Source organism: Pseudomonas sp. W5-36, from assembly GCF_046540455.1.
Taxonomy (GTDB): Bacteria; Pseudomonadota; Gammaproteobacteria; order Pseudomonadales; family Pseudomonadaceae; genus Aquipseudomonas; species Aquipseudomonas graminis_B.
In genome coordinates this window covers 410724-434292 of sequence record NZ_JAXCIQ010000005.1, presented here as the reverse complement: position 1 = coordinate 434292, position 23569 = coordinate 410724, and the positions used below count along the sequence as shown (strand labels likewise).

The following is a 23569-nucleotide window of genomic DNA, read 5'->3' as shown; positions in this document are numbered from 1 at the left end:
TCTCGGCGAGTCTGCTTTTTCTTGCCGGTATATTCGAGTTCGGAGAAGGTCTTCTGCACGCGCGTAACGCTCACGGAGAGGGAGGCTGGTTGAAGGAACTTAGTGTGCCAAAGGTGGGGACAGTTGGCTATTTTTGCAGCGCCTCCCTTGGCAAAAATGACGGTCCAAGGTCCACACTAACCAAGATGTCCACAACGGCCTCTACCACAGGCCTTTTCGACTTTGCGTGCATGGAGAAAAGAGTGACGCCGTACGACACAGTTCGTCAGATTAAAATCTCAAACCATGTATTTGCAAGCAAAATGGCATAATATGCCAATGGCCTTAAGAAAGGGTTTACAGACAGCTGGAGTTCAATATGGCAACGAGAAACGTCGTGCTTACCCCTCACCAAGAACAGGTTATCCATGACCTGGTTCAGTCCGGTCGTTATCAGAATGCCAGCGAAGTGATGCGAGAAGGTTTACGTTTATTGGAGCAGCGCGTCGCCGAAGACACCGCTAAAATTGAGGCACTGCGTCAGGCGACCTCGATCGGCATCATGGATCTTGGGCACGGGAGCTTTACTCAGGTGAACGAAGGGGATCTGGAGCACTACCTCGAGGGCTTGAGCCTGGAGGCAACCGTCCCCGCGAGAGAGAAACACTGAGCATGCCGCGGTATCGGATTTCCAACTCGGCACGCGCCGACATTGTTGACATCCTCAGGATCTCCCAGGCCCAGTTCGGCGATCAAGCACGCCAGCGCTATCAGACGCTGATCCTCACGGCGCTGCAAGCTCTTGCCAGCGCGCCTTATTGCATTGGCAGCCACGACCGCGATGAGCTTGCACTGGGCCTTCGCAGCTATCACCTCATCTATTCACGCCAGGAGGCCAAACACCCCCATGGGACGGTCAGAAGCCCACGCCACGTCGTATTTTATCGTCTGGCAAATGACGACCTGATCGAAGTCGTCCGACTCCTTCATGACGCCATGGAAGTGCAGTTGCACTTGCCTAACGACTGATCAGCGACCTGGCCCAACGGTTTGACCGGTCATGAACAGCGAAGGTAAGGCGCCCCCCTCTACATCTCAACCTGAGTCCCCCCGGCTCCACCACTTCAACATCTAAAGACGTCCAAGGACGTCTTTTTTTTGTGCCTGAAATCCAGTAAATACACGAGCTTCAGCGCTTTGGGGAGCTTTAGAGAGTTTCTGAGTTCCAGCCCCTTTGGTATCCCAGGTGGTATCCCGGACTGGGCAATTGCATGAACTTGACCAGCCATTTGCATTCGACTTGACCAGTCGTTTGCATCCGACTTGACCAGTGCGCATGATGCCAGTGTGAATCCTGCCCGGGTGGCAATGACGGCTGCCGGGCTTCTGTCCTATCAAATAATCAGCACGCGCTTAGGAGAGGAACATGAAAGGTTTTCTGGTCACTTTCTTTACTCAACAGAATCGTCGCTATCAGGGAAAGATGCTCGGCGACTGGATCGTTGATTTGGCGAAAGAAATGGGACTGCGGGGTGCGACTCTGTCCACAGGTATCGAAGGCTTTGGGCATACCGGCCGGCTGCATTCCTCGCATTTTTTTGAACTAGCGGATCAGCCTACCGAAATTCGTATGGCCATTACCGAGGACGAATCTGTGCAGTTATTCAAGCGATTGGAGCTTGAAGATATCTCGTTATTTTACATAAAAACCCCAGTTGAGATGGGCTTCGCCGGAACAGAAGTCACCTAGTCTGGCCTGCTTTCATAAGCGGTGACTCGAAGACGCCTACGCTTGCCTCGTGCTCCGAAACACGATTTTACATTTTGGACAGAGCTCGCTAAGATCGGCTCATTGGAGATGGCATTCCTCCATTAACCAACCGCTGTGCCCGTAGCAGCTGATGATGCCTACAGAAACCTGATCAACCAGGTCTGTAGGCGTTCGCGCCCAGAATCCCCTTTTTGGTCAGGCCCACTTACATTTTTGTGGCTGGCCAAATGTCTAAATTTCGACGACCTGAACAACTCGACTTACTGCCCTATATTGCGAAATGGCTTGCGCTTGCTGGTCTTGTAGCTCTTTTGGCAGGCTCTGCCTCTGCGTTATTCCTCCTTTCTTTGGATCATGCCACCCAGTGGCGAGAAGCCCATCCCTGGGTGCTCTGGCTCCTGCCAGTTGCTGGCTTTGCCGTGGGACTTGCGTATCACCTGATAGGCAAACCAGTTGATGCCGGAAACAACCTGATCATCGATGAGATCCACGATCCTAAAAAGACTATTCCCTTGCGCATGGTGCCGATGGTGCTAATCGGAACCGTGGTTTCCCACCTCTTCGGTGCATCTGTGGGACGTGAGGGAACGGCGGTGCAGATGGGCGGCGCTCTTGCGGATCAATTGACGCATGTCTTTCGGCTACGCCGCGAAGATCGCCGGGTGATTCTCATGGCCGGTATCAGTGCTGGCTTTGCGTCCGTCTTCGGCACCCCTCTTGCCGGGGCTTTGTTCGGACTTGAAGTGTTGGCCATCGGACGCATGCGTTACGACGCGCTTTTCCCTTGCGTGGTTGCGGCAATCGTTGCTGACCAGGTGGGGAAAGCCTGGGGAGTGGTTCATACGCATTACGTCATTGGCGAAGTGGTTCCCGTGCAGCTCTGGAGCGTCATGGCTGTGGTCGCCGCTGGGATTATCTTCGGCCTCACTGGCCTGCTATTCGCGACGACCACCCATAAGCTAGGGGCTTTCGTTAAACGACTTATCTCCTATTCGCCATTACGACCATTCGCCGGCGGCCTTCTGATCGCAGTGGCAGTGTGGGCGCTTGGTAGCAACCATTACACCGATGTCGATAAGTACATCGGACTGGGGATTCCGAGCATCGTCCAATCCTTTCAAATGCCAATGGCTCCTTGGGACTGGCTTGGAAAGATGTTGTTCACCGTTGTCTCCCTGGGGACTGGATTCAAGGGCGGCGAAGTCACTCCGCTGTTTTACATTGGAGCCACCTTGGGGAACGCGCTAGCGCCCCTCTTACATCTTCCCTTCGGCATGCTGGCTGGTATCGGTTTTGTCGCTGTCTTCGCTGGTGCAGCTAATACGCCACTGGCAACCATTGTCATGGCCATGGAGCTCTTCGGGCCTGAAATTGCTCCGCTTGCAGCCATTGCCTGTATCGCAAGTTACCTCGTATCCGGGCATACCGGGATCTATCACGCCCAGCGCGTCGGTCACAGCAAGCATCACCGTCCTCTGCCGAAGGAAATCCGGCTCTCCGATATCAAGCAATTTCATGCTCAAAGTGAATCCGCCAGCGAGCGCAAAGTGACTTTTATTGGGGAAGAGAAATGACCGAACATCGCCAAGATCGCCTGACAGCTTTGCAGCTCTATTTCCCTGGCGCTAGTCGGGCTCGAGTTACAAATTTCTGGCATCACCTGAGTGCGCCCGCACTTGCCCAACACCTTCTTAAAGTCGCGCAGAAAGCCAAGATTGATCAGGTCATGCTCAAACCGATTTCTGCGGGCTATTTGACGGGCCATCGCATTTCCCATCATCACCCGGAGCTTGGTGATATGCGTCATCCGCAGTGTCTGGAATTGCTGGATACAGAGGTCAAGCTGCGCACCTTCCTGCGCGACCACGCTGACGAGTTGCGCAAGGTGCGAGCAGTTCTTCTCTTATGCGAGTTACCGCTCAGTGAAGCCTTGTAATTCAGTTCGAAGAAACAGTTCGCAAATGAAGAGGCATAGCCGACTAACCGTTGGTCGCTCTCGCCACATTAGAGGATGTTGCCATGAATGGCTTTCAACTGACGTTTTTCACTGAACAGAGTACCAACTACCAGCATCTTCCACTCGGGGAGTGGCTGGTTGAGTTCGCCAAACGAGAGGGCATGTTGGGAGCGACGCTGGTGAGCGGTACGGAAGGCCTGGATCATTTAGGACATTTGCATACCGCGCATTTCCTCAGCGGTGCTGATCATCCGGTCACAGTGACGATATCCACTGATGAGCCCGGGTGCGAGAAGTTGCTGGAAGCATTGGCCAAGGAGGCGTTTTCGCTGAGCTTTATCAAATTGCCCATCGAGTACGGTCGAGTGGGCCAGGCGAAAAGCTGAAAACCACGGTTTGTTGGACAACCAGTAAAAAGGATAAACGCCATGTACCGAATTTATAACCTGCGTCCACAGCCAGCCCCCGTCAACTGGGCTCGTGACAACAGGCCGCTCCTCGTAGGACTGGTTTTTTGGGCGCTTTTTTTGGCGGGCATTGCAGGCAGCCAAAAGGTATCGAGCGAGGGTTGGTACATCGTCACCTCGCTCGAAGGCGCCTTGGTCACGATGCGCATGCCCAGTGAGAAATCCTGCAAGGCAGACGTGACCATCACCTGCGTACCTGGCTACGAGCTGAGAGCACAGCAACGTTGAACGTTACGAGCGCGATGGTGGTGGGCAATCCAAAGATGAGATTGCGAAATGGAACTCACCGACGTCGGCTCATCAAAACCACTTTAGAGAAATGGGATACCACATGAGCGCAGTGATGCTGAGCATCGTATTCGGGCTTGTGATGGGCAGGCTTTTTACAGGATCCGTCTATGAATTCGTCGCGCTTTTCATCGTAAGCATTGGAGTGTCGTTGCTGACGTTTCATCTGCTAGATCAAAGGCGGGCCATGCTACAAGCCCAGACTGCGTACTGCTGTTCTGTGATGGTTGCGTCAAACCAAATGCTGGAGCTTTTCCAGATGGCAAAGGGAGGGCAATTCATGCCCTTGGTGGGAGAGATTCCTGAGCTAATTATTGGAGGCTTCTTGGTTCCCGCAATTGCGGTGTCGGCAGTGCAGCTGTTCAGAATACTCATGGAGAGCTGACTTCCGAAATCGAGGCCTCTCGACTTATTCACATGGTTAATGACGTTCCCGAATCGTCCCTTGGAGAAAATCAATGAAAACGCAAATCCAGGCTATTCATGCACGTGAAATTCTCGATTCACGCGGTAACCCTACCGTTGAAGTCGACGTCACCTTGGAGTGCGGAACACTGGGCCGGGCTTCAGTCCCGTCCGGTGCCTCTACAGGCGCTCACGAAGCTGTTGAGTTGCGTGACCATGATCCAAAGAGGTATTCCGGCAGAGGAGTGTTAAAGGCCGTTAGCAATGTGAATACCGAAATACTTGAGTCTCTGAGAGGCCAGGATGCAGTTGACCAGGAACAGATTGATCATCTGATGATTAAGCTGGATGGAACACCTGATAAGTCTAGGCTTGGAGGAAACGCCATCTTGGGCGTCAGCCTCGCCGTAGCCAGAGCGTCGGCTTCTGCGATGAAAGTGCCCTTGTTCCAATATCTGGGCGGCGAGCAAGCAGCAAGAATGCCCGTCCCAATGTTCAATATTCTCAATGGCGGTGTTCACGCAAACTGGCAAGGCCCTGACTTCCAAGAATTTATGATTGCACCTACAGGGGCTGGCAGTTTCAAGGAAGCCTTGCGTTGGGGCGCTGAGGTGTACCACGAGCTGAAAGCGGTGCTTAAGGACGCCGGCTACTCAACAGCGGTCGGAGATGAAGGCGGCTTTGCGCCGACGCTCAAGAAAAACTCAGATGCCATTGAGCTGATCATTAAGGCAATTGAAAGGGCCGGTTATACCCCTGGATCTCAGATCGAGATCGCTATCGACCCAGCATCCAGCGGTTTCTATGAGAACGGTCTTTACCATCTGCGCTCTGAAGGTCGTAAGGTCGATGCTCAAGAGCTGATTAGTCTCTATTCCTCCTGGGTCGACAAGTACCCGATTGCGGTACTGGAAGATGGCCTCGCGGAAGACGATTGGTCGGGCTGGAAGCAATTGAATGCTGCGCTGGGTAACCGGATCGAGTTGGTTGGAGATGACCTGTTTGTCACCAACGTCGAACGGATTCAACGAGGCATCAAAGAAAACGTCGCCAATGCTGTACTGATTAAACCCAATCAAATCGGAACCCTGACTGAGACCAAAGCCGCCATCGTAATGGCTTACGGGGCAAATTGGGGAGCTATGGTTTCTCATCGTAGCGGGGAGACTGTAGACAGCTTCATCGCAGATCTGACTGTTGCCATGGGTACTGGCCATCTCAAGACGGGCGCTCCATGTCGAGGGGAGCGGGTCGAGAAATACAATCAGTTTCTGAGAATAGAAGAGCATCTTGGCAGCCATGCGTTTTATGCAGGACATGATGCATTCGTGCGCTGACGGCCTATAGCCGGTAAACCTGTTGTACTGGTTACCGTAAAAAACGAACCACATATCGCTGTTGGCAAAAACGTCAGTGGCATTGGCCTTTCCTAGACGCTTGGAGATATGAGCATGAGCTACACGGATATTCCAGCTGGTAACGCGATCCCCGATGACTTCTTCACCGTTATCGAGATTCCTGCAAACCACTCGCCGATCAAGTACGAGGTGGACAAGCCGAGTGGACAAATTTTCGTAGACCGCTTCCTCAGCACGCCCATGTTCTATCCGGCCAACTACGGGTTCATTCCAAATACGTTGAGCGATGACGGAGACCCGTTGGACGTCTTGGTGATTTGCCCTTACCCGGTATCGCCTGGCGTTGTCATTCGTAGTCGCCCGGTTGGCGTGATGTACATGACGGACGAAGCTGGAGCGGATGCCAAGGTGATCGCGGTGCCTCATGAAAAACTAAGCTCTGTGTACAGCAACATAAAGGAATTCTCTGACCTCCCTGCATTACTCCTCGCACAGATCCAGCACTTCTTCGAAAGCTACAAGGCATTGGAGCCGGGTAAGTGGGTAAAGATGGGCCGTTGGGGGAGCGCAGATGAGGCCCGAGAAGAGATTCGCAAATCGGTAGCTACGTATAAACCAAAAAAGGGGGACCACTCGCCACATTAAAGGATGTGGCCACCTGTGTACCGAGCTACGCTCCAAGCACTGCAATAATGTCACTGATGGCGAAGTAACCCAAGGACTGCATTCCTGAACGGACTAGAGATTCCCGAGGCATTTAAAGGGTGTCAGTTCACTCAATGATAGCCTGCCTGATCGTTAACCTTTCCTCGGAACACGGAGTAGCTCCAAATGGTGTAGCCCAGAATGATCGGGATAATGAGCAGAGCACCTACAAGCATAAAACCTTGGCTTTGCGGGGGGGCTGCGGCATCCCAGATCGACGTCAACGGTGGGACGATGTTCGGCCACAGGCTGATGCCGAGGCCGCTGTAACCCAGAAAGATCAATACCAGGGTCAAGATAAAAGGCGCGTAGTGAGCACTGCTCGCCACGGCCCTGAACAACCCCCACATAGTCACCAACACTAGGACTGGCACCGGCAGGAACCAGAACAGGTTCGGTAGGCAGAACCAGCGTGCAGCGATATCGCCATGGGCGAGCGGCGTCCATAAGCTGACCACGGCGATCACAGCCAGCAGTGCCAACGTCAAAGGACGGGCCAGGTTATGCATGGCTTTTTGCAGCACGCCTTCAGTTTTCATGATCAGCCAGGTGCAGCCAAGCAAGGCATACGCAACTATCAGCGCAGCGCCGCAGAACAGACTGAACGGCGTCAGCCAGTCTAGGCCGCCCCCGGCGTACTGGCGATCGACCACCGGGAGGCCGTCGATGTAGGCGCCCAACGCCACGCCCTGGAAGAAGGTCGCCACCAGGGAGCCGCCGATAAAGGCCTTGTCCCAGATGTGGCGCTTCTCGTCAGTGGCCTTGAAACGGAACTCGAAGGCCACGCCGCGGAAAATCAGCCCGAACAGCATGAAAATCAGCGGCAGGTACAGGGCCGACAGGACCACCGAATAGGCCAGCGGGAAGGCGCCGAACAACGCCGCGCCGCCAAGCACGAGCCAGGTTTCGTTGCCGTCCCAGACAGGCGCGACCGTGTTCATCATTACGTCGCGATCGCCCGAGCCCTTCATGAAAGGAAAAAGAATGCCAATCCCTAGGTCAAAGCCGTCCATAATTACGTACATCATGATGCCGAAGATGATGATCACGGCCCAAATCAGCGGAAGATCAATGCCCATGAGTCAATGCCCCTTGTGATGGCTATCAGCATCGCCACCGTGGGCGGCAGATAGAGGACGGGCAGGTGTTCGCAGATGGCCAGGCCCACCGTGGCTAAGCGCGTCGCCTTCGTGATTTTGGGGTCCTTTACGTACCAGGCGCATCATGTAGCCCAAGCCGGTTCCGAAAAGCGCGAAATAAACCAGGACAAACAGCACTAAGGTAATGCTCATCTGCGCCACGCTATGGTTCGACGAAGCATCGGCAGTGCGCAGCAGTCCATACACTACCCAAGGCTGACGACCGATTTCAGTGGTAAACCAGCCGGCCAATAGGGCGATCAGCCCTGACGGCCCCATAAGCATCAGGAAGTATAAGAACGAGCGGCACCGGTAGAGCGTGCCGCGCTTTCGCAACCATAGACTCCACAGTCCAGTGAAAATCATCAGCATTCCCAAGCCAACCATGATACGGAACGACCAGAACACGATAGTCGAGTTGGGGCGATCCTCCGGCGCAAAGGATGCCAAGGCAGGAATCTGACGATCCAGGCTGTGGGTAAGGATCAAACTGCCCAAGTAGGGAATCTCGACGGAAAACCGGGTCTTCTCAGCCTTCATATCGGGCCAGCCAAACAGGATCAACGGCGTCGGCTCATTGCCCACGTTTTCCCAGTGGCCCTCTATTGCCGCAATTTTTGCCGGCTGATGCTCCAAAGTGTTCAACCCGTGAGCATCGCCCACCACGGCTTGTATCGGCGCCACAATCAACGCCATCCACATCGCCATTGATAACATTCGACGGACGGCCGGGTTATCGCGACCTCCCAACAGGTGCCAGGCTGCTGAAGCGCCGACAAAGAACGCCGTTGCCACGAAGGCAGCAATCGACATGTGCACCAGGCGGTAAGGAAAAGACGGATTGAAGATAATCTTCAGCCAGTCCATCGGAATCACTTGACCATGATCAATTTTGAAGCCCTGTGGGGTTTGCATCCAGCTATTAGAGGCGAGAATCCAGAACGAGGAAACCAAGGTGCCAACGGCCACCATCACGGTAGAAAAGAAATGTAGGCCACGGCCGACTCTACTCCAACCAAAAAGCATCACACCCAAGAATCCAGCTTCAAGAAAGAAAGCCGTCAGTACCTCGTAGGTCAGTAGGGTCCCCGTTATAGGGCCGGCGAAATACGAAAATCTGCTCCAATTGGTACCGAACTCATACGCCATGACCAATCCTGACACCACACCCATACCGAAGTTGACTGCGAAGATTTTGATCCAAAAGTGGTATAAGGTCCGATAGGTATTGTCATGCGTCCTCAACCAAAGACCTTCCAACACTGCTAGATAAGCAGCCAGCCCGACGGTAACTGCCGGGAACAGGATGTGGAATGAAACGGTGAAAGCGAACTGCATTCGCGCGAGGTCAAGAGCTTGAAGATCGAACATATCGTGGCCTCCTAATGGCAATTTCGTATCAATAGAGGAAGCGTCTTGTCAGTGTCGACTCACCAAGGCACCGCCCCCCTCGGGATTTCGCTTGAAGCGCGAGAAATTTTTCTGCTGATGCCGAACGTTGCGCAACTGACGCGCTGGGTGATTTCCCAGTCCACGGGCGACAAAACCTTGCCGTATTTCGATCCGTTGGATGGCGGCGTCTACGCCAAAATATTGATATTGCTAGAGTCACCCGCGCGAACGGTCAGTCGTGCACGGTATGTCTCACGAGACAATCCGGGGCCTGCACAACGCAACCTCAAAAGTTTCATGGAACAGGTTGGGTTGGAACGCCGAGAGACCGTTATCTGGAATCTATATCCTTGGCTGCCCGATCTTGAAAAGCCCAAGGCGTCGCTCCGCAGGGCGCAAATTGAGGAGGGAATTGAGAAGCTAATCACGCTGCTTCCGCATTTTCCTGATCTCGCGACTGTCGTATTTGCCGGACGTGTCGCTCAGCAGGCGATGCTGCGGGTTCGACACGCCTTTCCCGATATCTCATTGCTCGAGATGCCACACCCCAGCCCGCTTTCTGTTTGCACTCACCCGAGTGTTCGGCAACGCATCCTATCCACGCTGCGTGACGCCAAACAGTCGATTGAGTAGCCAAAGGTTCAGGGTTTGCTCATCTTGTTCAGCGAGGCGATGCAGGGCGAGATGAACAAGTTGCCGCGATACGCGCCTACCAAAGTTTTGGCCGCGACGATGATCCACATGATCGCAAGCAGCAATACCAGTACCACGCCCACAAAATTGAAGAACGCGAGGTGCAACATGGAGCCCAATTTAAGGGTAGTCACCGCATACACGCCTAGCGGAAAGGTGAAACCCCACCAGCCGAGGTTGAAAGGAATACCCTCCCTGAAGTAGCGACCGGTAATCAGCAGCGCCAAAACCATCCACCACAATCCAAGCCCCCAAAACAGCACACCACCGATCAAGCCAATGCCCTCGGCAACGCCTCCGATGCCGGCCATTCCATGAGCGGCGAAGATCGCCGGAGCGTCGCTGCCGAGTACCAGCATCCCCAACGCACCAGTACCAATGGGCCCTAATGAAAGCCAGCTCGATGCCGCCATGCTCTCATGAGGCAATTTATGCAATGCCATGCGCAGCAGCAGAATCACCAGAATACTCAAGGCAACGGGCACTGAGTATGCCCATAGCACGTAGCTGGTGATCAACAGGGTGAACTGTGCACTCGCATCAGCAAGGTGCGGCGCCAGTAGCCCACCACTGGCGGCGGCTACCTCGGCCGCAACCACAGGTAGCAGCCATACTGCTGTCATCTGGTCGATACTGTGCTGCTGGCGGGTAAACATCATGAACGGGATCAGAACCCCGCACGCCAACGCCATGGCGACATCGATCCACCACAGGACTTCAGCTAAAGCGACAACCCCATCCCCCCAGCGTGGCAAGCCATAAAGGAGAAATCCGTTGATGATTGTCGCCAGCCCCATGGGGATGGTTCCAAAAAACATCGACACGGTGGAGTGACCGAAGATCTGTTTGGCTTCATTAAAGAACAGGGCCCAGCGGCTTGCGTACAACACCGTAAAGAGGCAAAACAACGCGATATTGAAAAACCACAAGGCTTCACCTAACACTTTGGGCCACTGCGCGGCAAATGGCAGTTGGCCCAAAGCCAGAGCCAGAATCCCGGTGCCCATCGTGGCGGCGAACCAGTTAGGTGTGAACTGCCGGATCGCTTCTCGTGGATTGGACAATGCTGCCAGTGGATGGCTGCCGCCCATAATCGCTGCGAGTCGTGTATCACTCATTTTCGCGCTCCCGCTTCAGTGTTCATTCAATGTGACTTGCCTGAAGTATAGCTTGATGAGGTTAGCGGCTAAACGGATAGTATAGGTTTACGTTACCTGTTAAAGAGGTAGAAAATTGAAGTTAAGCCTACGTCAATTGCAAATCTTCTGCGCCATTGCGCAACAGGGCAGCACCACCAGCGCGGCCATCGCTGTGTCACTTTCGCAATCGGCCACCAGCGCCGCACTCAACGAGTTGGAAAGCGCCTTGGATACCCGGCTTTTCGATCGCGTAGGCAAACGCTTGGTGTTAAACAATAACGGCCAAGCATTACTGCCCCAGGCCAGAAGCATGCTTGAGAACGCGTTGCAGATAGAAAACAGCTTCCTTCCAGGGCATGCAGAGCTGAAGACTCGCTTGCGGGTAGGCTGTAGTACCACTATAGGCAACTATGTTTTGCCATTGATACTTGGCGAGTTACGCCAATCGGCTCCGCACCTGCGGGTCGATGTTGATATGGCCAACAGCATGGCTATCGCCCGGAAGGTCGCAGATTTCGAGATTGATATGGGACTGATTGAGGGACCGTGCCACTTGCCCGAACTGAGTGCCGAACCTTGGCTTGTAGATGAACTGCTCATTGTAGCGGGCCAACGTCACCCTTTAGCACTCAAGTCGCAGGTCACCCTTGATGACCTGCGTACTGCTGAGTGGCTTCTCCGCGAACCTGGCTCGGGCACTCGGGAGGAAGTCGAACAGTTGCTGTTGCGTCACCTGCACGACCTCGCTGAAACCCGCCAGATCGGCAGCTCAGAAGCCATCAAACACGTCCTTGCACAAGGCATCGGCATCAGTTGCCTGTCGAGCAGGGTCGTTCGGGATCTGCTGACTTCTCAAGACCTGATTGAACTGCCGCATGCGTTGCCTGGGCTGAGCCGGCGCTTTTTTCTGATCCGCCACCGGGAAAAATTCATCTCGTCCGGACTTGAACGGTTCTGGCAAAGTTGCACTCAGTTTGCGAGCCAAAGCTAACGAAATCTATTTGAAAAGTAGGTAACTACTACCACAACAACTTGTTTTCGGAATTTATCCCAAGCGCTTAAGGTCAACTCATTGTCTAGCAGCAATCAGCGAGCTGCATTTGCCAAGGCGCAATCTCACGCCTGGCTGCCCCTTGTGAGGAACCTCTGATGAATGTGATCAAGAAAACAGTGACTGCACTGGCGTTGGGTATCGCGCTCGCCGCATCAATGAGTGCGTCGGCAGCGGAAGATCGCTGGACCTTCGATGGTGATATTCATAACAACTCACTGGCTGTCAGCCCTGACGAATCGACAGCCGTAGTCTCCTACAGTCAGCGTCCTGACGTGGTGGTCTACGACTTGAAAACCGGCAAGGTTCGTCAGGTTCTCACCGGCTATATCACGCCACGCAACATTGTCTTTTCTCCAAACGGCGATGTGTTCTACCTTTCCGACAGCAGCTTAGGGGTCGTTCGTAAGATCGACACCAAAACATTAAAAGTCATCGCAGATCTTCCGTTAGGTGCAGGTGCTTTTGGTACCACGCTCAGCAAGGATGGGAGCCTGCTCTACGTCAACAACGAGGCCGCCAGCACCTTGTCGGTTATTGACCTTGATCACCAACGACCAGTAGCTGTGGTACCTGGCTTCTCCCAACCGCGCCAAGGCATCCGAGTAAGCCCTGACGGCAAAACCGTCTATGTCACCAACTTTCTTGGCGACAAAATCACCCTGGTCGACAGCAAGACCAATAAGATCGAAGGTGAGATCACTGGCTTCAACAAGTTGCGCGCCATCTCCATATCGGCCGACGGCAATACGCTGTACGCGGCTAACAGCGGCAGTAACAGCATCGCAGTTGTCGACACTCAAAAACGCGCTATCACAACCACCGTTATGGTGGGCAAAGACCCCTACGGTGCAGCCCTGACTCCAGACGGACTGCACGTCTACTCGGGTAACCTGGGTGACAACACCCTGTCAGTGATAGACACCAAAACGCTGAAAGTGACGACCACTGTGACCGGTTTGAAGGCACCCCGCCAGGCCATTGTCTTCACCAAAGACAAGTCGAAGGCTTATGTCCTCAACGAGGACCTGAGCATCTCCACCGTCGATCTCGCCAGCAACAAGGTGGTATCGACGCTCAAGGCTGACTGATCGAAACAACGCAGGCCTTCTCGAGGGCCTGCTGATACTCCACGACCTGGTGAATAATAATGAATGGAAGTGATGAGTTCTGGATGATGAATCGCCGTCGTTTACTCGGGTTGGCCACTAGCGCTGGTCTCGCTAGCCTGCTTCCGCGCCAAGCCCTTTCTGGAACGGACTTGGCGCAACTAGATAGGATCGAATCCGCAGAGTCCGAACGACGCCTTGTACGTTTTCCAGAGAAAACGGGACTGATTCTGATTACTGATCGTCCGCCGCAGTTGGAAACGCCGCTGCATTATTTTCGCCAGGACCTGACGCCTAACGAAGCCTATTTTGTTCGGTGGCATCTGTCGGGGTATCCAACTCAGGTCGATACGCGAACCTTTCGACTGCGTCTCGATGGCCAGGTTGCCAATCCTCAGTCTTTTTCTCTTGATGCCTTGGTCAACGAGTTCGAGCCCGTGACACTGGTGGCCATGAACCAATGTTCAGGCAATGCCAGAAGCTTGTTTGGTCCTAAACCTCCTGGTGGGCAATGGCAATTTGGCGCGATGGGAAATGCACAGTGGACAGGCGTTCGCCTCAAGGACCTCCTTGATCGTGCAGGTGTTAAAGCAGGAGCAGTCGAGGTGGCAATTTCTGGGCTGGATGAGTCGCCAATGCCAGGCTTGCCAAAGATCGTGAAGTCATTGAAGTTTGACCATGCCAATGATGGTGATGTGATGGTTGCATACGCAATGAATGGCGCACCACTGCCGATGCTCAATGGCTTTCCATTGCGCTTAGTGGTACCCGGTTGGTACGCGACTTACTGGATTAAATCATTGGCTCACATTGAGGTGCTAGATAAACCTTTAAGCAATATTTGGATGAACCAAGCCTACCGAATTCCTGATAATCCAGAGATCAACGAGGAGCCAGGAAACCTCTCCAAGAAAACGGTACCCATCAACCGCTTTGTCACTCACTCCGTATTCGTACGTCCAGAACCCGAAGAACTATTGCTTGTAAATCATCCATACATGCTAGAGGGCTTAGCCAATGATGGCGGCGATGGTATCGCTCGGGTTGAGGTTTCAGTTGACGGCGGGCGTACTTGGGCAGATGCGACGCTCGACCCCGAGATCGGCCGGTTCTCTTGGCGTCGGTGGCGCTTCGTATGGACCCCCCTTGACAAAGGCCGATACACGTTCAAGGTCCGCGCCACCAACCGCGCCGGGCAAGGTCAACTGACCACCCAGTGGAATCGGGGAGGCTATGCGCGCCGGGTTATCGAACAAACCACTGGAATGGTGGTGTGAGATGACGACATTTCTCCAGCCTAGAATGCTCTTTTTTGCCTTGATGTGTAGCCTACCTATTTGGATACCAAGCGCCTTTGCGGCCGAGGAACCGAAGGTCGATTTTGGTGCTCCCGTGCACTCAATCACTGTTCCCCACGACGAGCCCTACTTGCCGGACGGTCCGGGGCGCAGCGAATTTCTGGCACAATGCGTGATCTGCCATTCTCCTCGTTACGTTACCAACCAACCTGCATTTCCGCGTAAAACCTGGGCGGCTGAGGTCGCCAAAATGCGCGACGAATATGGAGCGCCCATCCCCGACGAAGCCGTACAACCAATCATCGATTATCTGATGTTCTTCAATGGCAAGGAGACACCATGAGTGATCCTGTTCGCGACACATCGGCCCATGGGATTTCCCGAACTGCATTGGCTATGTTGATTGGTGTATTGGCGCTCGGCACGTTGATATCTTGGAAGGTCATCGGCACCCACGGCGCCTCGGATATCACCCGACGAGGAGATGCTCTCCCGTCGCGAGTGGACTCAACAGATAAGGTCGAGTTGACCACTGCATTGGTCGGCGCAGGCGCAATTGTGGTCCAACAGCGTTGCGCAGGGTGTCATGACGCGACTCAACGTTCGGTAGGTCCTAGCTGGAATGCAGTCCTTGCACGATATAAATCTGTAATTGGGACGAAGCCGCTTAATCACGAAGCATTGGCTGTCATGGTCGCTGCCATTTCCCATCCCCAACCAGGATGGGATGGTTATTCTGCAGGGCCTACGGACATAACACTGACGCCGGAGGAGCGATCAGGAACGGCAGCATGGATTCTAAGCCGCTCCAAAACCGTTTCGTTGAAGGAGCTAAGCCATGAGTAGACTGATAGCTGGAACAGAGCATGCTCTAGACGCGAATCAACCCTCGGATATTTTGCCGCGCATTGATTACGATCTTATCAAAGCCCACGGTTATGCAGCAGTGATCACACTGTTTCTATCAGCTCTTGCGGGCCTGCTTGTTGCTCTGAAGCTGACAATGCCCGATCTGCTGAGTAGCCACGCAGCGCTGACCTGGGGTCGCCTGAGGTTCGATCACACACAAGGTATTTTTTTTGGTTGGCTTGCCAATGCTTTCTTTGCGTTCTGTTACCACATGGTCCCGCGCCTGGCTGATCGCCCGGTGTTCAGTCGCAGATTGGGCTGGGTCATTTTCTATATTTGGAATCTTGGTGTCCTTTTGCCCGGATGGTTACTTATTTCCCTCGGGCTCGATAGCCCATGGTTCGCAATACAGTCTTTAGAATGGGCGGAGTTCCCAATGATCGTGGACCTAGTGGTAGTACTCGGTCTGATTTTGGTATGTGCCCAATTCGCGGGGCCTTTCTTGCTTAAGCGGCAACGAGGAGGCTTGTATATTTCGGCTTGGTACCTGATCGGCGGAGCCGTATTTACGCTGCTTGCATATCCAGTAGGAAATTTCGCGCCTGCATTTATCCCCGGCGCGCAAGGTGCTGCATTCAGCGGGCTTTGGATTCACGACGCAGTGGGTTTGTTCGTTACGCCATTTGTACTTGCGATCTCTTACTACATTATTCCGGCCGCCACCAATCGACCTATCTATAGCCACTTTTTGTCAATGATCGGTTTCTGGTTTCTATTCTTTTTTTATCCGCTCAATGGCACTCACCATTACGTCTATTCGGCTATCCCCATGGACGCGCAGAAGGCGGCCATTATCGCCTCCGTGTATTTGGGCATGGACGTGATACTAGTTGTATTCAACCAACTGATGTCACTGCGAGGCCAAGCTTCGACAGTCGCAAGCGATGTCCCTCTGAGGTTTGTCTGGACGGGCACGGTGTTCTATTTAATCGTCAGTTTGCAGGGCGCGTTCCAGGCTCTGATGCCGGTCAACCGATTGACTCACTTTTCCGATTGGGTAATTGGCCATTCGCATCTCGCGATGCTGGGTTTTGCAACCTTCGTTGCCGCTGGCGGGATTGCCCATGCCTGGCAGCGTATACCAAACAACCGCTACAGCGCAGCGGCGATGAATTGGGCTTACTGGCTGATAACTATCGGCCTACTGGCCATGTTCACCACACTAACGGCCGGCGGTTTGGTACAGGCACAAATATGGGAAACCACCGCGCCGTGGATGGACTCTGTACGCGCATCTCTGGCGTACTGGTGGATCAGAGACCTAAGCGGATTGCCGATTCTGGCAGGCTTCATCGCGTTTTTCCTGGGCCTAACTACAGGAGCCCGAAACAACGGTGCTGCCGTAAGTACCTCTCCCGTCATTCACCCTACGTTAGCGGGAGTTTAAGGTATGCAAACGGTTACCAAGCATCGCCTGTTCAATAGCGCCTATCTGATCATATTTGTAGCCGGTATCGGCTTCTTTATCTTGTCGTTTATGCTGCTCGGGATATTGCCTGGGAAGCAACTGCAAAAGGAAATCGAGGCCCGTGCACCTGCCAACATGCAACAGTATTCCGCGAAAGAAGAACGAGGGCGCATTGTATATGCCCGCGAAGGGTGCGGTTATTGTCATACTCAACAAGTACGATTCGTAGCTCAGGACGTCAGTCGCTGGGGGGCGCCCACTGAAGCATGGGAAACGAAATACGACTACCCACAACTCTGGGGGACTCGCCGCATTGGTCCTGATTTAGCTCGGGAAACCGAGGTACGAAGTAATGATTGGCATCTGACCCACCTATTCAATCCTCGATATGTCGTTCGTGACTCTGTAATGCCTGGCTATCCCTGGTTGTTTAAAGGTGATGCCAACAAACCGACATCGGATGGAATTGACCTCGTTGCCTACTTACAGACGCTTGGTAGAGCTAGAAAAGTTTCGGGTTATGACGATCCGCTTCAGGCGCAGGTTGACGCTCAACAATCAACCCAGAAGAGCAGTAACGCGATGTCGCACGACAGCATGGCAGATGAAGAAATGTCGGCGTCACTCAATGTAAGCCAAGATGCAATCGCCGCGCGACCTCGCTTGGATGGGCCAGTGCCTGGCTTTGTGATACCTACTAACGCAAATGACCGCTCGATCGCATTACGTCTGGGACAAGCGGCTTTCGCGGAGAACTGCGCCGGGTGCCATGGTCCGAGTGGAACAGGTGATGGCTTAGCGGCGCCGACGTTGCTGCCACGTCCGGCTAACCTGCGCGATGCACAATTTACAACCCGGCATTTAGCCGATGTTTTGTGGAACGGCAGGCCCGGGACAGCAATGCCCGCTTGGAGAGACCTTGATAACTCAACGCTGGTGGCACTCACGCTTTATGTGCAAAGCCTGCATACAGCGGACGAGCGCGCCTTGCCGTCTAGCGACGTAGCGCTTGGGCAGTCTCTATTTTCCACCAATTGTGCTAGCTGCCACGGTGCCAGTGGCCAGGGCAATGGGCCTGCATCTCGCGGGCTCTCCCCACGCCCCGCGAACTTCTGGGAGAAGAAAGGCAACACGGCGTATCTGGAGAACGTCTTGCGTGAAGGCATACCAGGTACGGCAATGCCTCCCTGGAAAGCAGTGCTCTCGGACGAACAACGAACTGCTGTAGTTACCTATTTGCGTACGCTATACCAACCTACCGAGCAGGAGTGAATCATGTTTGCTTCAATGGTAATTGTGATGACCCTGATCGTTTCTGCATTCGTTGTAGCTTGGTGGGTCAGCCCTGAACTTCGGCTGTGGAGTGAGGCGCCCAAGCTCGTGATGCTTGAGCGTGAACGTCGTTTTGCTCAAATAAGAACGCCATTGGATCAACAGGGGGGGAAAGATCAGGGTTCCGGTAAAACATAATATTGGGAAGTTTTTTACGGAACTGGAATAGAACTGTCTGGCGTTCGTCTACTGTCTGGTCGCGTACTATTTCAAATAGCAGGCGAGCCTACAAAAATTCACAAAAACCAAAGGAATACGTATGTTCAAAAAAATGATCCTCACCGCTGCTGTTGCCGTCTGCTGCATATCTGGTTTTGCGTTCGCCGACGCGCCAGTCAAGGTTGCTGAAACAGACAAGGGAAAAGTACTCGTAGACGCGAAAGGAATGACTCTGTACACGTTCGGTAAGGACACCTCGGGCAAGTCGGTCTGCACTGGGCCATGCGCTGCAAACTGGCCACCTCTGGCAGTGTCGGCAAACGCCAAAGCGGATCATGATTATTCTGTCGTCACTCGAGACGATGGCACAAAACAATGGGCTTACAAAGGCATGCCACTTTACAGCTGGGTCAAAGATACCAAGCCAGGGGATACAACCGGCGACGGTGTCAACCAAGTCTGGCACGTTGCTAAACCGTAACCTCATTAATTAACAGGCTAGCATGCGCCCTGGCTTTGTCAGTGGCGCAAACTAGAAGTTTAACTACCTGATAGTTCCGCCAACGTGCGGCCGCTGCGCCTCACAAAGCATGATGGATCAGATCAACGTAAAATGGGGCCGAGGCACCGTACGCTCTTGAGATGTTCCCATAACGCCATACTGGGGTATGAAGCGCCAGATGCTAAGCCCCATTTGCACAACCCAGCTGGATCACCTCTGGACTGTTAAATTTAAATAGGGCTAGCACTGGGGCTGGGACTTACTAAAGGTTTCAACCCTCAGATCTGATTAAGGTAGGATGATTCAAAGAGCATAGCAAAAATCTTAATCCCGCCAATTATACATTATTGAAAAAACAGGTGATTGCGTTGCATTTGACCAACTGCTTGCATTCAATTTGACCAATTGCATTCGTATTGCCCACCTGGATAAACACCGGATCCTATTGCAACCGTTTGCGACTTTTGATCCTTCGCATTGATTCGCCTTTCAGTTCTATAACGTGGGACTTGTGAACGATACGGTCAAGAATTGCATCGGCAATCGTGGGGTCGGAGAACAGGTCATACCATTTTTCTTTAGGGTACTGACTTGTAATCAACAATGAGCCGTTCTGTGACTGCTCGTCGATAACGTCCAGGAGGAACGGGCCCAACTGGGCGTCAATGCCACCGATGCCCAAATCATCTATGACTAATAATTCTGCGCGGATCAAATGCCGACGTAGTTTAGGCGTGGTGTGGTCAGCGTAAGAAAGTGAGATTTCTTCAAAAAGCTTCGTGGCAGTGCGATACAGCGTCGCTCGCCCAAGGCGGCAGGCTTGGTTTCCGAGTGCGCAAGCGAGCCAGGTTTTGCCAGTGCCCGTAGCGCCCGTGATGATCACATTCTGACGTCGCGCTAACCACTCGCACTCACCAAGGGACATGACCGTATTGCGGTCTATGCCTCGAGACGCCTTGAATTCAATGCTGTCTATTGTGGCTTCATTCTCACGAAGCCTTGCGTTCTTTAGCAAACGTCCAACCTTTCTGCTCTCACGCTCGCTATTTTCGGCATCCATCATTAAACCAAGCCTTGTTTCGAATGGTTCTTTCAGCAGCGCCGGTGTTTCAAGCTGACGCTCGTAGGCTGCTGCCATCCCGTGCAGACCAAGAGACATAAGGTTTTGGGCAGTATCGAGGATTGACTTCATAGCGGCTCATCTCCCTGTGAGGCGTAGTATTCAGCACCACGTATGTTGGCGTGTTCGACCAAGGGGGCGGATCTTCGGTAGTTGGGGCGCAGGTCAGATTCGTTCCGAAGGATCGAACGCAGCCGCTCAGAACTTAGGATGTTCAAGCTATTCGCATAGCCGCACGCGGACTCAAGGCGTGACGGTGTGATTGCCCCTTTGCGAACGTCACGTTTCAGGCCAACAACGACCTTCAAACCGGTCGAGAAATCTTTCCGCAGGTTGAGGTTGTCCTTCACGAAACGGAGCGTTTCCGGCCCAATAGTCTCAGCCCAGACAATCAGAGCTTCCGGCTGGGAGTCCTGGAAATATCTGTGATTCGGGGCCAAGTGCTCTTTGAGAGTGCTAGTGCCCCGCTGACGATTGAGCTTGTGCGAGCCGATGAGACGGCGCTGATGAATGATTTCGAGCCAATCGTCTCGCACGCGCAAATCGACAAGAAGATTCGCGAAGTGGTAAGGAACCGAGTAGCTGTGCTCTTCAAATTGTACGTGGTAGTCGCTGCCTACCCTAACCTGATACACCCACTTGCTGTAGCTGTACTTATGTTCTGGGAGCGGCTTGAGGGCTGGATAGTCAAGCTCAAGGAAGCGGCTGGTTCGGCTCTTAGGGTACGTTCGAGTGATTCGACTGTTTAGCTCATCAACCCAGTAGCTGATTTTCTCGTTGAGCTCTTCTAAGGAAAAAAAGGTGCTCGCTCTCAGCCTTGCGAGAACGAATCTTTGTACCAGTTGAACAGCAATCTCACCTAGCGACTTGTCTTGCGGTTTACGCGGTCTGGCGGGGTAAATTTGAAATCCGTAGTGCTCAGAAAACTCGGCGTAGGCACGATTTAGGGTCACCACATCTCTCGTGTTTTTCGTCACTGCTGACTTCAAATTATCAGGCACAACGAACCGTGGAACCCCGTCGAAGAACTCCAGGGCCAGAATGTTGCATCTGAGCCAGTCTGGGATCGTTTGACTTCTCACGGCGGTGGCAAAAATGTATCCCGAGGCACCTAGCGTTGCCACGAACACCTGAGCTTGGCTGATTGCTCCAGTATCCGGGTTGGTCACAGGCATTGTCCTGCCACAAAAGTCCACGAAGCACTTGTCTCCGGGGAGGTGAGTCTGTCGCATGCTCAGCTTTTGCCTATTGACCCATTCACGATAAATCCGTGTGAACTGAGCATAAGACACGCCTTCTGGCTCGCTTGTACGAAACTCTTGCCATAGGAGTTCCAAGGTGATGTCAGGAAGTTTTAGCTGTTCATGGATGGCAGGCCATGACGGGTAAGCCTTCCTTTGAGATGAGACTTTTGGCTGGGTATGCAGACGCTCCGCCAGCGCTTTGTCGTCAAGGTGCTTCAGTTCTTCCCAGCTTTGTCCACACTGTGCCAACTGATCCCGAATGGTGCGAACAGTGTTATGGGACACTTTGGCTAATAGGCCAATAGCCCTATTCGACAGCTTGGGGTCGCTCGTAAGGCGTAGCACCTCGCGCTGCGTACTTATTGGCAGCCTCATATGTTCTCCTCGCGACAGGTGTGTGAACACCTCACAGGTCGCGCCGTGTGAAAATTGCAGACAAACGGAATGTGATCGACTTGACGCCGAACGCGAGGGAACACAGAATGACGGCGCGTAGGGCTGAAACCTAACACCATCAAAAAAGCCTAGGGCTCCACCCCTGGGCTTTTTTGTGCTCCAAATCCACCGGCTAGCTCCTATCCTGATCTCATTGTGATACTCCTCATATGCTTAGTTCATACGGCCTGCTGCCGTGCGCAGCGCTGCGTAGCAATCCACCAAGCGACCTCTTTGGACAGAGCAAAGAACCCCCGACGATTAGGCACTTCAAATAGCGGCACCTCAATTGTCCCTCGCTGTTTAGCTTTACGAAACGCGTCGTACGATGTGTAACCCAACTCTCTCCACAGCGCGCTGCCACCCACCATCAGGCCATATCGCTGTTTGAGGTCGAGCTCTAATTCGAATGACAGAAATTGGATTTCAAGGGGCTCGCGCATCGCACTTAATGTCCGGTTTGGTCACAGTTGATAGTAATAAACCGCCCCCTTGCGCTCCAGCCGTAAGACTTCTACATTTTTTACGGTACAAAGATCGTTCGGGGATTTTTAAGTGTCTGATTTTAAGAGAATTGCAAACATTTATTCGGAGTTCGCAGGCAGCTTGCGCGAACAAATTCCGGAAAATAGCCGCCCCCGAAGCAACACAGTGGAAATGCTCGCAGTGGGCTACTGGTTCGAAGGACTGAGGCAGCGGACAGGCCTCAAAACTGCCTATGCCCTTGAGCTGTATTTCGAAAAAGAGTCATTTCGAAGAAATACGAATGGCACGATCCGGCATTACCGAAGCAAGTGGTCTAGGTACGAACAGAAAATGATCTCCCCCAAGGCCAAGACCTTGAGTAGGGTGGAACTGCTAGCACCTGGATCGTCCCGCGACCTGAATCATCCCATATGGACTTTGATGAAGCTGATCTCCCGGCAACAGAAAATCAGCTTCGACAGCTACTTCCGTGCGTTAAATACCGATGTCCAACTGGTGCTTTATCGCAGCACCAGCAACATGATTTGGGACAGTGTTCAGCGCGAACCAATCACTCAAGTTCTACTCGAAAAACTCGAACGCAGGGCAAGCTTGGATGCCCTCGCTGCGTTGATCGCGATAGTGGTCGAAGCAGATCTCCTAGGTCGAAAAACCGTTGCTATCAAGGCAGCAGGCACCTTGCACAAAGTACTTCTGATGCTGGCAATGGAGCTTCAAGCGCGCGGTGTTGCCGTTGGCCTAATCGATTGGCTCGTGTTCAACGTCCTACCCCTTGGAGTGCCTGCCCATCTGCATATCTGGATGAGCAGCGCTGACTACATCCACGCGTCGGCGCATTTGAACACCATGGTTTACCAGCATCCGGAAAGGCGCGGAAAAGCCCTACCTTGGAAGCTTCGTAATAAGCTGATGTGCAAGCTGCTTGCCGGGGACATGGGAATTGACGTTTTGCACGCAATGCGCCCTCAGTTCGAGTTGCGGACGGACATAGGGGAAATTGCGGCCGAGCTGGTCGAGGAGTTTAAGAAGACGTCGGCACTGAGAACTTGGGGATGGATGTGCATCATCGATGGCGCGCCACAGACAGTGCCACCAGTACCGCTGCTTTAGCCTTTCAAATGACTCGCTAGGCGAGTGGTCAAGTCCAATGCAAATGCCTGGTCACTTCCGATGCAAACGACTGGTCAAGTCGAATGCAAATGGCTGGTCAAATGGGTTGCAAT

29 protein-coding genes and 1 riboswitch are annotated in these 23569 nt (G+C 53.3%); of the genes, 23 read left to right on the top strand and 6 right to left on the bottom strand.

All coding sequences use genetic code 11. The features are described 5' to 3' along the window. The 11 genes from SLW74_RS12520 to ppa all read left to right on the top strand — a co-directional run. The coding region (locus SLW74_RS12520; protein ID WP_410929044.1) for a hypothetical protein at positions 1–311 on the top strand (311 nt) is incomplete at its 5' end. 47 nt (positions 312–358) lie between these two features. Further along, a complete protein-coding gene (locus SLW74_RS12515; RefSeq protein WP_410929043.1) occupies positions 359–649 on the top strand; it encodes a type II toxin-antitoxin system ParD family antitoxin in 291 nt (96 codons plus the stop codon). 2 nt (positions 650–651) lie between these two features. Next, a complete protein-coding gene (locus SLW74_RS12510; RefSeq protein WP_410929042.1) occupies positions 652–1008 on the top strand; it encodes a type II toxin-antitoxin system RelE/ParE family toxin in 357 nt (118 codons plus the stop codon). Positions 1009–1405: 397 nt separating this feature from the next. Next, positions 1406–1729: a DUF190 domain-containing protein gene (locus tag SLW74_RS12505; protein ID WP_012723172.1), complete on the top strand. Its 324-nt coding sequence runs from the start codon at positions 1406–1408 to the stop codon at positions 1727–1729. Between the two features lie 95 nt (positions 1730–1824). Then, positions 1825–1897: riboswitch (Fluoride riboswitch) on the top strand. A gap of 80 nt (positions 1898–1977) precedes the next feature. Next, positions 1978–3324: a voltage-gated chloride channel family protein gene (locus SLW74_RS12500; RefSeq protein ID WP_012723171.1), complete on the top strand. Its 1347-nt coding sequence runs from the start codon at positions 1978–1980 to the stop codon at positions 3322–3324. Continuing rightward, complete coding sequence (locus SLW74_RS12495) at positions 3321–3686, top strand: hypothetical protein (RefSeq protein WP_012723170.1); 366 nt, start codon at positions 3321–3323, stop codon at positions 3684–3686. The genes SLW74_RS12500 and SLW74_RS12495 overlap by 4 nt, the downstream gene beginning before the upstream one ends. A gap of 83 nt (positions 3687–3769) precedes the next feature. Next, entirely contained in the window at positions 3770–4093 is a 324-nt protein-coding gene (locus SLW74_RS12490) for a DUF190 domain-containing protein (protein ID WP_012723169.1), read from the top strand. A gap of 42 nt (positions 4094–4135) precedes the next feature. Continuing rightward, a complete protein-coding gene (locus SLW74_RS12485) occupies positions 4136–4402 on the top strand; it encodes a hypothetical protein (protein ID WP_012723168.1) in 267 nt (88 codons plus the stop codon). A gap of 103 nt (positions 4403–4505) precedes the next feature. Continuing rightward, a complete protein-coding gene (locus SLW74_RS12480) occupies positions 4506–4847 on the top strand; it encodes a hypothetical protein (RefSeq protein ID WP_032657050.1) in 342 nt (113 codons plus the stop codon). 73 nt (positions 4848–4920) lie between these two features. Next, complete coding sequence (eno, locus tag SLW74_RS12475; protein WP_012723166.1) at positions 4921–6204, top strand: phosphopyruvate hydratase; 1284 nt, start codon at positions 4921–4923, stop codon at positions 6202–6204. Between the two features lie 114 nt (positions 6205–6318). Further along, positions 6319–6870 (top strand): inorganic diphosphatase, encoded by a 552-nt coding sequence (gene ppa / locus SLW74_RS12470; RefSeq protein ID WP_012723165.1) that lies wholly within the window; start codon positions 6319–6321, stop codon positions 6868–6870. A gap of 131 nt (positions 6871–7001) precedes the next feature. Here the strand turns inward: ppa and cydB are convergent, their stop codons facing one another. Together cydB and SLW74_RS12460 are read right to left on the bottom strand one after the other, a co-directional pair. Then, on the bottom strand, positions 7002–8009 hold the full coding sequence (gene cydB, locus SLW74_RS12465) for a cytochrome d ubiquinol oxidase subunit II (protein ID WP_012723164.1): 1008 nt from the start codon (positions 8007–8009) through the stop codon (positions 7002–7004). 3 nt (positions 8010–8012) lie between these two features. After that, entirely contained in the window at positions 8013–9440 is a 1428-nt protein-coding gene (locus tag SLW74_RS12460; protein ID WP_012723163.1) for a cytochrome ubiquinol oxidase subunit I, read from the bottom strand. A gap of 45 nt (positions 9441–9485) precedes the next feature. On the opposite strand from SLW74_RS12460, the gene SLW74_RS12455 reads away from it, so the two are divergent. Then, positions 9486–10094: a uracil-DNA glycosylase gene (locus SLW74_RS12455; protein ID WP_012723162.1), complete on the top strand. Its 609-nt coding sequence runs from the start codon at positions 9486–9488 to the stop codon at positions 10092–10094. An 8-nt stretch (positions 10095–10102) separates the two neighbouring features. Here the strand turns inward: SLW74_RS12455 and SLW74_RS12450 are convergent, their stop codons facing one another. Continuing rightward, positions 10103–11272 carry a TDT family transporter gene (locus SLW74_RS12450; protein WP_012723161.1) on the bottom strand — a complete coding sequence of 390 codons (1170 nt, stop codon included), beginning with the start codon at positions 11270–11272 and terminating at the stop codon, positions 10103–10105. A 115-nt stretch (positions 11273–11387) separates the two neighbouring features. Between SLW74_RS12450 and SLW74_RS12445 the strand changes: the two genes are divergently transcribed. From SLW74_RS12445 to SLW74_RS12400, 10 genes are all read left to right on the top strand, one after another. Further along, positions 11388–12284, top strand: a complete 897-nt coding sequence (locus SLW74_RS12445; protein WP_012723160.1) for a LysR family transcriptional regulator — start codon at positions 11388–11390, stop codon at positions 12282–12284. A gap of 158 nt (positions 12285–12442) precedes the next feature. Continuing rightward, a complete protein-coding gene (locus SLW74_RS12440) occupies positions 12443–13435 on the top strand; it encodes a beta-propeller fold lactonase family protein (RefSeq protein ID WP_012723159.1) in 993 nt (330 codons plus the stop codon). Between the two features lie 59 nt (positions 13436–13494). Next, entirely contained in the window at positions 13495–14730 is a 1236-nt protein-coding gene (locus SLW74_RS12435) for a molybdopterin-dependent oxidoreductase (RefSeq protein ID WP_103388956.1), read from the top strand. Between the two features lies 1 nt (position 14731). After that, positions 14732–15094 (top strand): hypothetical protein, encoded by a 363-nt coding sequence (locus tag SLW74_RS12430; protein WP_224265906.1) that lies wholly within the window; start codon positions 14732–14734, stop codon positions 15092–15094. After that, positions 15091–15597 (top strand): c-type cytochrome, encoded by a 507-nt coding sequence (locus tag SLW74_RS12425; RefSeq protein ID WP_012723156.1) that lies wholly within the window; start codon positions 15091–15093, stop codon positions 15595–15597. The genes SLW74_RS12430 and SLW74_RS12425 overlap by 4 nt, the downstream gene beginning before the upstream one ends. Continuing rightward, the gene (locus SLW74_RS12420; protein WP_046722265.1) at positions 15590–17047 is read left to right on the top strand and encodes a cbb3-type cytochrome c oxidase subunit I; all 1458 of its coding nucleotides are present in this window, start codon (positions 15590–15592) and stop codon (positions 17045–17047) included. The genes SLW74_RS12425 and SLW74_RS12420 overlap by 8 nt, the downstream gene beginning before the upstream one ends. 3 nt (positions 17048–17050) lie before the next feature. Then, positions 17051–18340, top strand: a complete 1290-nt coding sequence (locus tag SLW74_RS12415; protein WP_012723154.1) for a cbb3-type cytochrome c oxidase subunit II — start codon at positions 17051–17053, stop codon at positions 18338–18340. 3 nt (positions 18341–18343) lie between these two features. After that, positions 18344–18538, top strand: a complete 195-nt coding sequence (locus SLW74_RS12410; RefSeq protein WP_032657047.1) for a hypothetical protein — start codon at positions 18344–18346, stop codon at positions 18536–18538. Between the two features lie 121 nt (positions 18539–18659). After that, positions 18660–19040, top strand: a complete 381-nt coding sequence (locus SLW74_RS12405; RefSeq protein ID WP_012723153.1) for a hypothetical protein — start codon at positions 18660–18662, stop codon at positions 19038–19040. Between the two features lie 169 nt (positions 19041–19209). Further along, the gene (locus SLW74_RS12400; RefSeq protein WP_311138688.1) at positions 19210–19299 is read left to right on the top strand and encodes a DUF4113 domain-containing protein; all 90 of its coding nucleotides are present in this window, start codon (positions 19210–19212) and stop codon (positions 19297–19299) included. Between the two features lie 204 nt (positions 19300–19503). On the opposite strand, the gene istB is transcribed toward SLW74_RS12400, so the two are convergent. The 3 genes from istB to SLW74_RS12385 form a co-directional block, all read right to left on the bottom strand. Beyond that, positions 19504–20253: an IS21-like element helper ATPase IstB gene (gene istB, locus SLW74_RS12395; RefSeq protein ID WP_012723152.1), complete on the bottom strand. Its 750-nt coding sequence runs from the start codon at positions 20251–20253 to the stop codon at positions 19504–19506. Then, entirely contained in the window at positions 20250–21800 is a 1551-nt protein-coding gene (istA, locus tag SLW74_RS12390; RefSeq protein ID WP_032657045.1) for an IS21 family transposase, read from the bottom strand. The genes istB and istA overlap by 4 nt, the downstream gene beginning before the upstream one ends. A gap of 239 nt (positions 21801–22039) precedes the next feature. Further along, positions 22040–22303, bottom strand: coding sequence for a hypothetical protein (locus tag SLW74_RS12385; protein ID WP_012723150.1), 264 nt, complete (start codon positions 22301–22303; stop codon positions 22040–22042). Between the two features lie 112 nt (positions 22304–22415). Here SLW74_RS12385 and SLW74_RS12380 point away from each other — a divergent pair, with 112 nt between their 5' ends. Next, positions 22416–23456 (top strand): hypothetical protein, encoded by a 1041-nt coding sequence (locus tag SLW74_RS12380; RefSeq protein ID WP_012723149.1) that lies wholly within the window; start codon positions 22416–22418, stop codon positions 23454–23456. Positions 23457–23569: the final 113 nt, after the last annotated feature.

Bases quoted from the DNA above. Each gene is read 5' to 3' on its own strand.
- SLW74_RS12485 (WP_012723168.1), top strand. From the start codon at position 4,136: ATGTACCGAATTTATAACCTGCGTCCACAGCCAGCCCCCGTCAACTGG.
- cydB (WP_012723164.1), bottom strand. From the start codon at position 8,009: ATGGGCATTGATCTTCCGCTGATTTGGGCCGTGATCATCATCTTCGGC.
- SLW74_RS12460 (WP_012723163.1), bottom strand. From the start codon at position 9,440: ATGTTCGATCTTCAAGCTCTTGACCTCGCGCGAATGCAGTTCGCTTTC.
- SLW74_RS12420 (WP_046722265.1), top strand. From the start codon at position 15,590: ATGAGTAGACTGATAGCTGGAACAGAGCATGCTCTAGACGCGAATCAA.
- ppa (WP_012723165.1), top strand. From the start codon at position 6,319: ATGAGCTACACGGATATTCCAGCTGGTAACGCGATCCCCGATGACTTC.
- SLW74_RS12480 (WP_032657050.1), top strand. From the start codon at position 4,506: ATGAGCGCAGTGATGCTGAGCATCGTATTCGGGCTTGTGATGGGCAGG.
- istB (WP_012723152.1), bottom strand. From the start codon at position 20,253: ATGAAGTCAATCCTCGATACTGCCCAAAACCTTATGTCTCTTGGTCTG.
- SLW74_RS12425 (WP_012723156.1), top strand. From the start codon at position 15,091: ATGAGTGATCCTGTTCGCGACACATCGGCCCATGGGATTTCCCGAACT.
- SLW74_RS12405 (WP_012723153.1), top strand. From the start codon at position 18,660: ATGTTCAAAAAAATGATCCTCACCGCTGCTGTTGCCGTCTGCTGCATA.
- SLW74_RS12450 (WP_012723161.1), bottom strand. From the start codon at position 11,272: ATGAGTGATACACGACTCGCAGCGATTATGGGCGGCAGCCATCCACTG.
- SLW74_RS12385 (WP_012723150.1), bottom strand. From the start codon at position 22,303: ATGCGCGAGCCCCTTGAAATCCAATTTCTGTCATTCGAATTAGAGCTC.
- SLW74_RS12510 (WP_410929042.1), top strand. From the start codon at position 652: ATGCCGCGGTATCGGATTTCCAACTCGGCACGCGCCGACATTGTTGAC.
- SLW74_RS12410 (WP_032657047.1), top strand. From the start codon at position 18,344: ATGTTTGCTTCAATGGTAATTGTGATGACCCTGATCGTTTCTGCATTC.
- SLW74_RS12495 (WP_012723170.1), top strand. From the start codon at position 3,321: ATGACCGAACATCGCCAAGATCGCCTGACAGCTTTGCAGCTCTATTTC.
- SLW74_RS12505 (WP_012723172.1), top strand. From the start codon at position 1,406: ATGAAAGGTTTTCTGGTCACTTTCTTTACTCAACAGAATCGTCGCTAT.
- SLW74_RS12415 (WP_012723154.1), top strand. From the start codon at position 17,051: ATGCAAACGGTTACCAAGCATCGCCTGTTCAATAGCGCCTATCTGATC.
- istA (WP_032657045.1), bottom strand. From the start codon at position 21,800: ATGAGGCTGCCAATAAGTACGCAGCGCGAGGTGCTACGCCTTACGAGC.
- SLW74_RS12500 (WP_012723171.1), top strand. From the start codon at position 1,978: ATGTCTAAATTTCGACGACCTGAACAACTCGACTTACTGCCCTATATT.
- eno (WP_012723166.1), top strand. From the start codon at position 4,921: ATGAAAACGCAAATCCAGGCTATTCATGCACGTGAAATTCTCGATTCA.
- SLW74_RS12515 (WP_410929043.1), top strand. From the start codon at position 359: ATGGCAACGAGAAACGTCGTGCTTACCCCTCACCAAGAACAGGTTATC.
- SLW74_RS12430 (WP_224265906.1), top strand. From the start codon at position 14,732: ATGACGACATTTCTCCAGCCTAGAATGCTCTTTTTTGCCTTGATGTGT.
- SLW74_RS12435 (WP_103388956.1), top strand. From the start codon at position 13,495: ATGAATGGAAGTGATGAGTTCTGGATGATGAATCGCCGTCGTTTACTC.
- SLW74_RS12440 (WP_012723159.1), top strand. From the start codon at position 12,443: ATGAATGTGATCAAGAAAACAGTGACTGCACTGGCGTTGGGTATCGCG.
- SLW74_RS12490 (WP_012723169.1), top strand. From the start codon at position 3,770: ATGAATGGCTTTCAACTGACGTTTTTCACTGAACAGAGTACCAACTAC.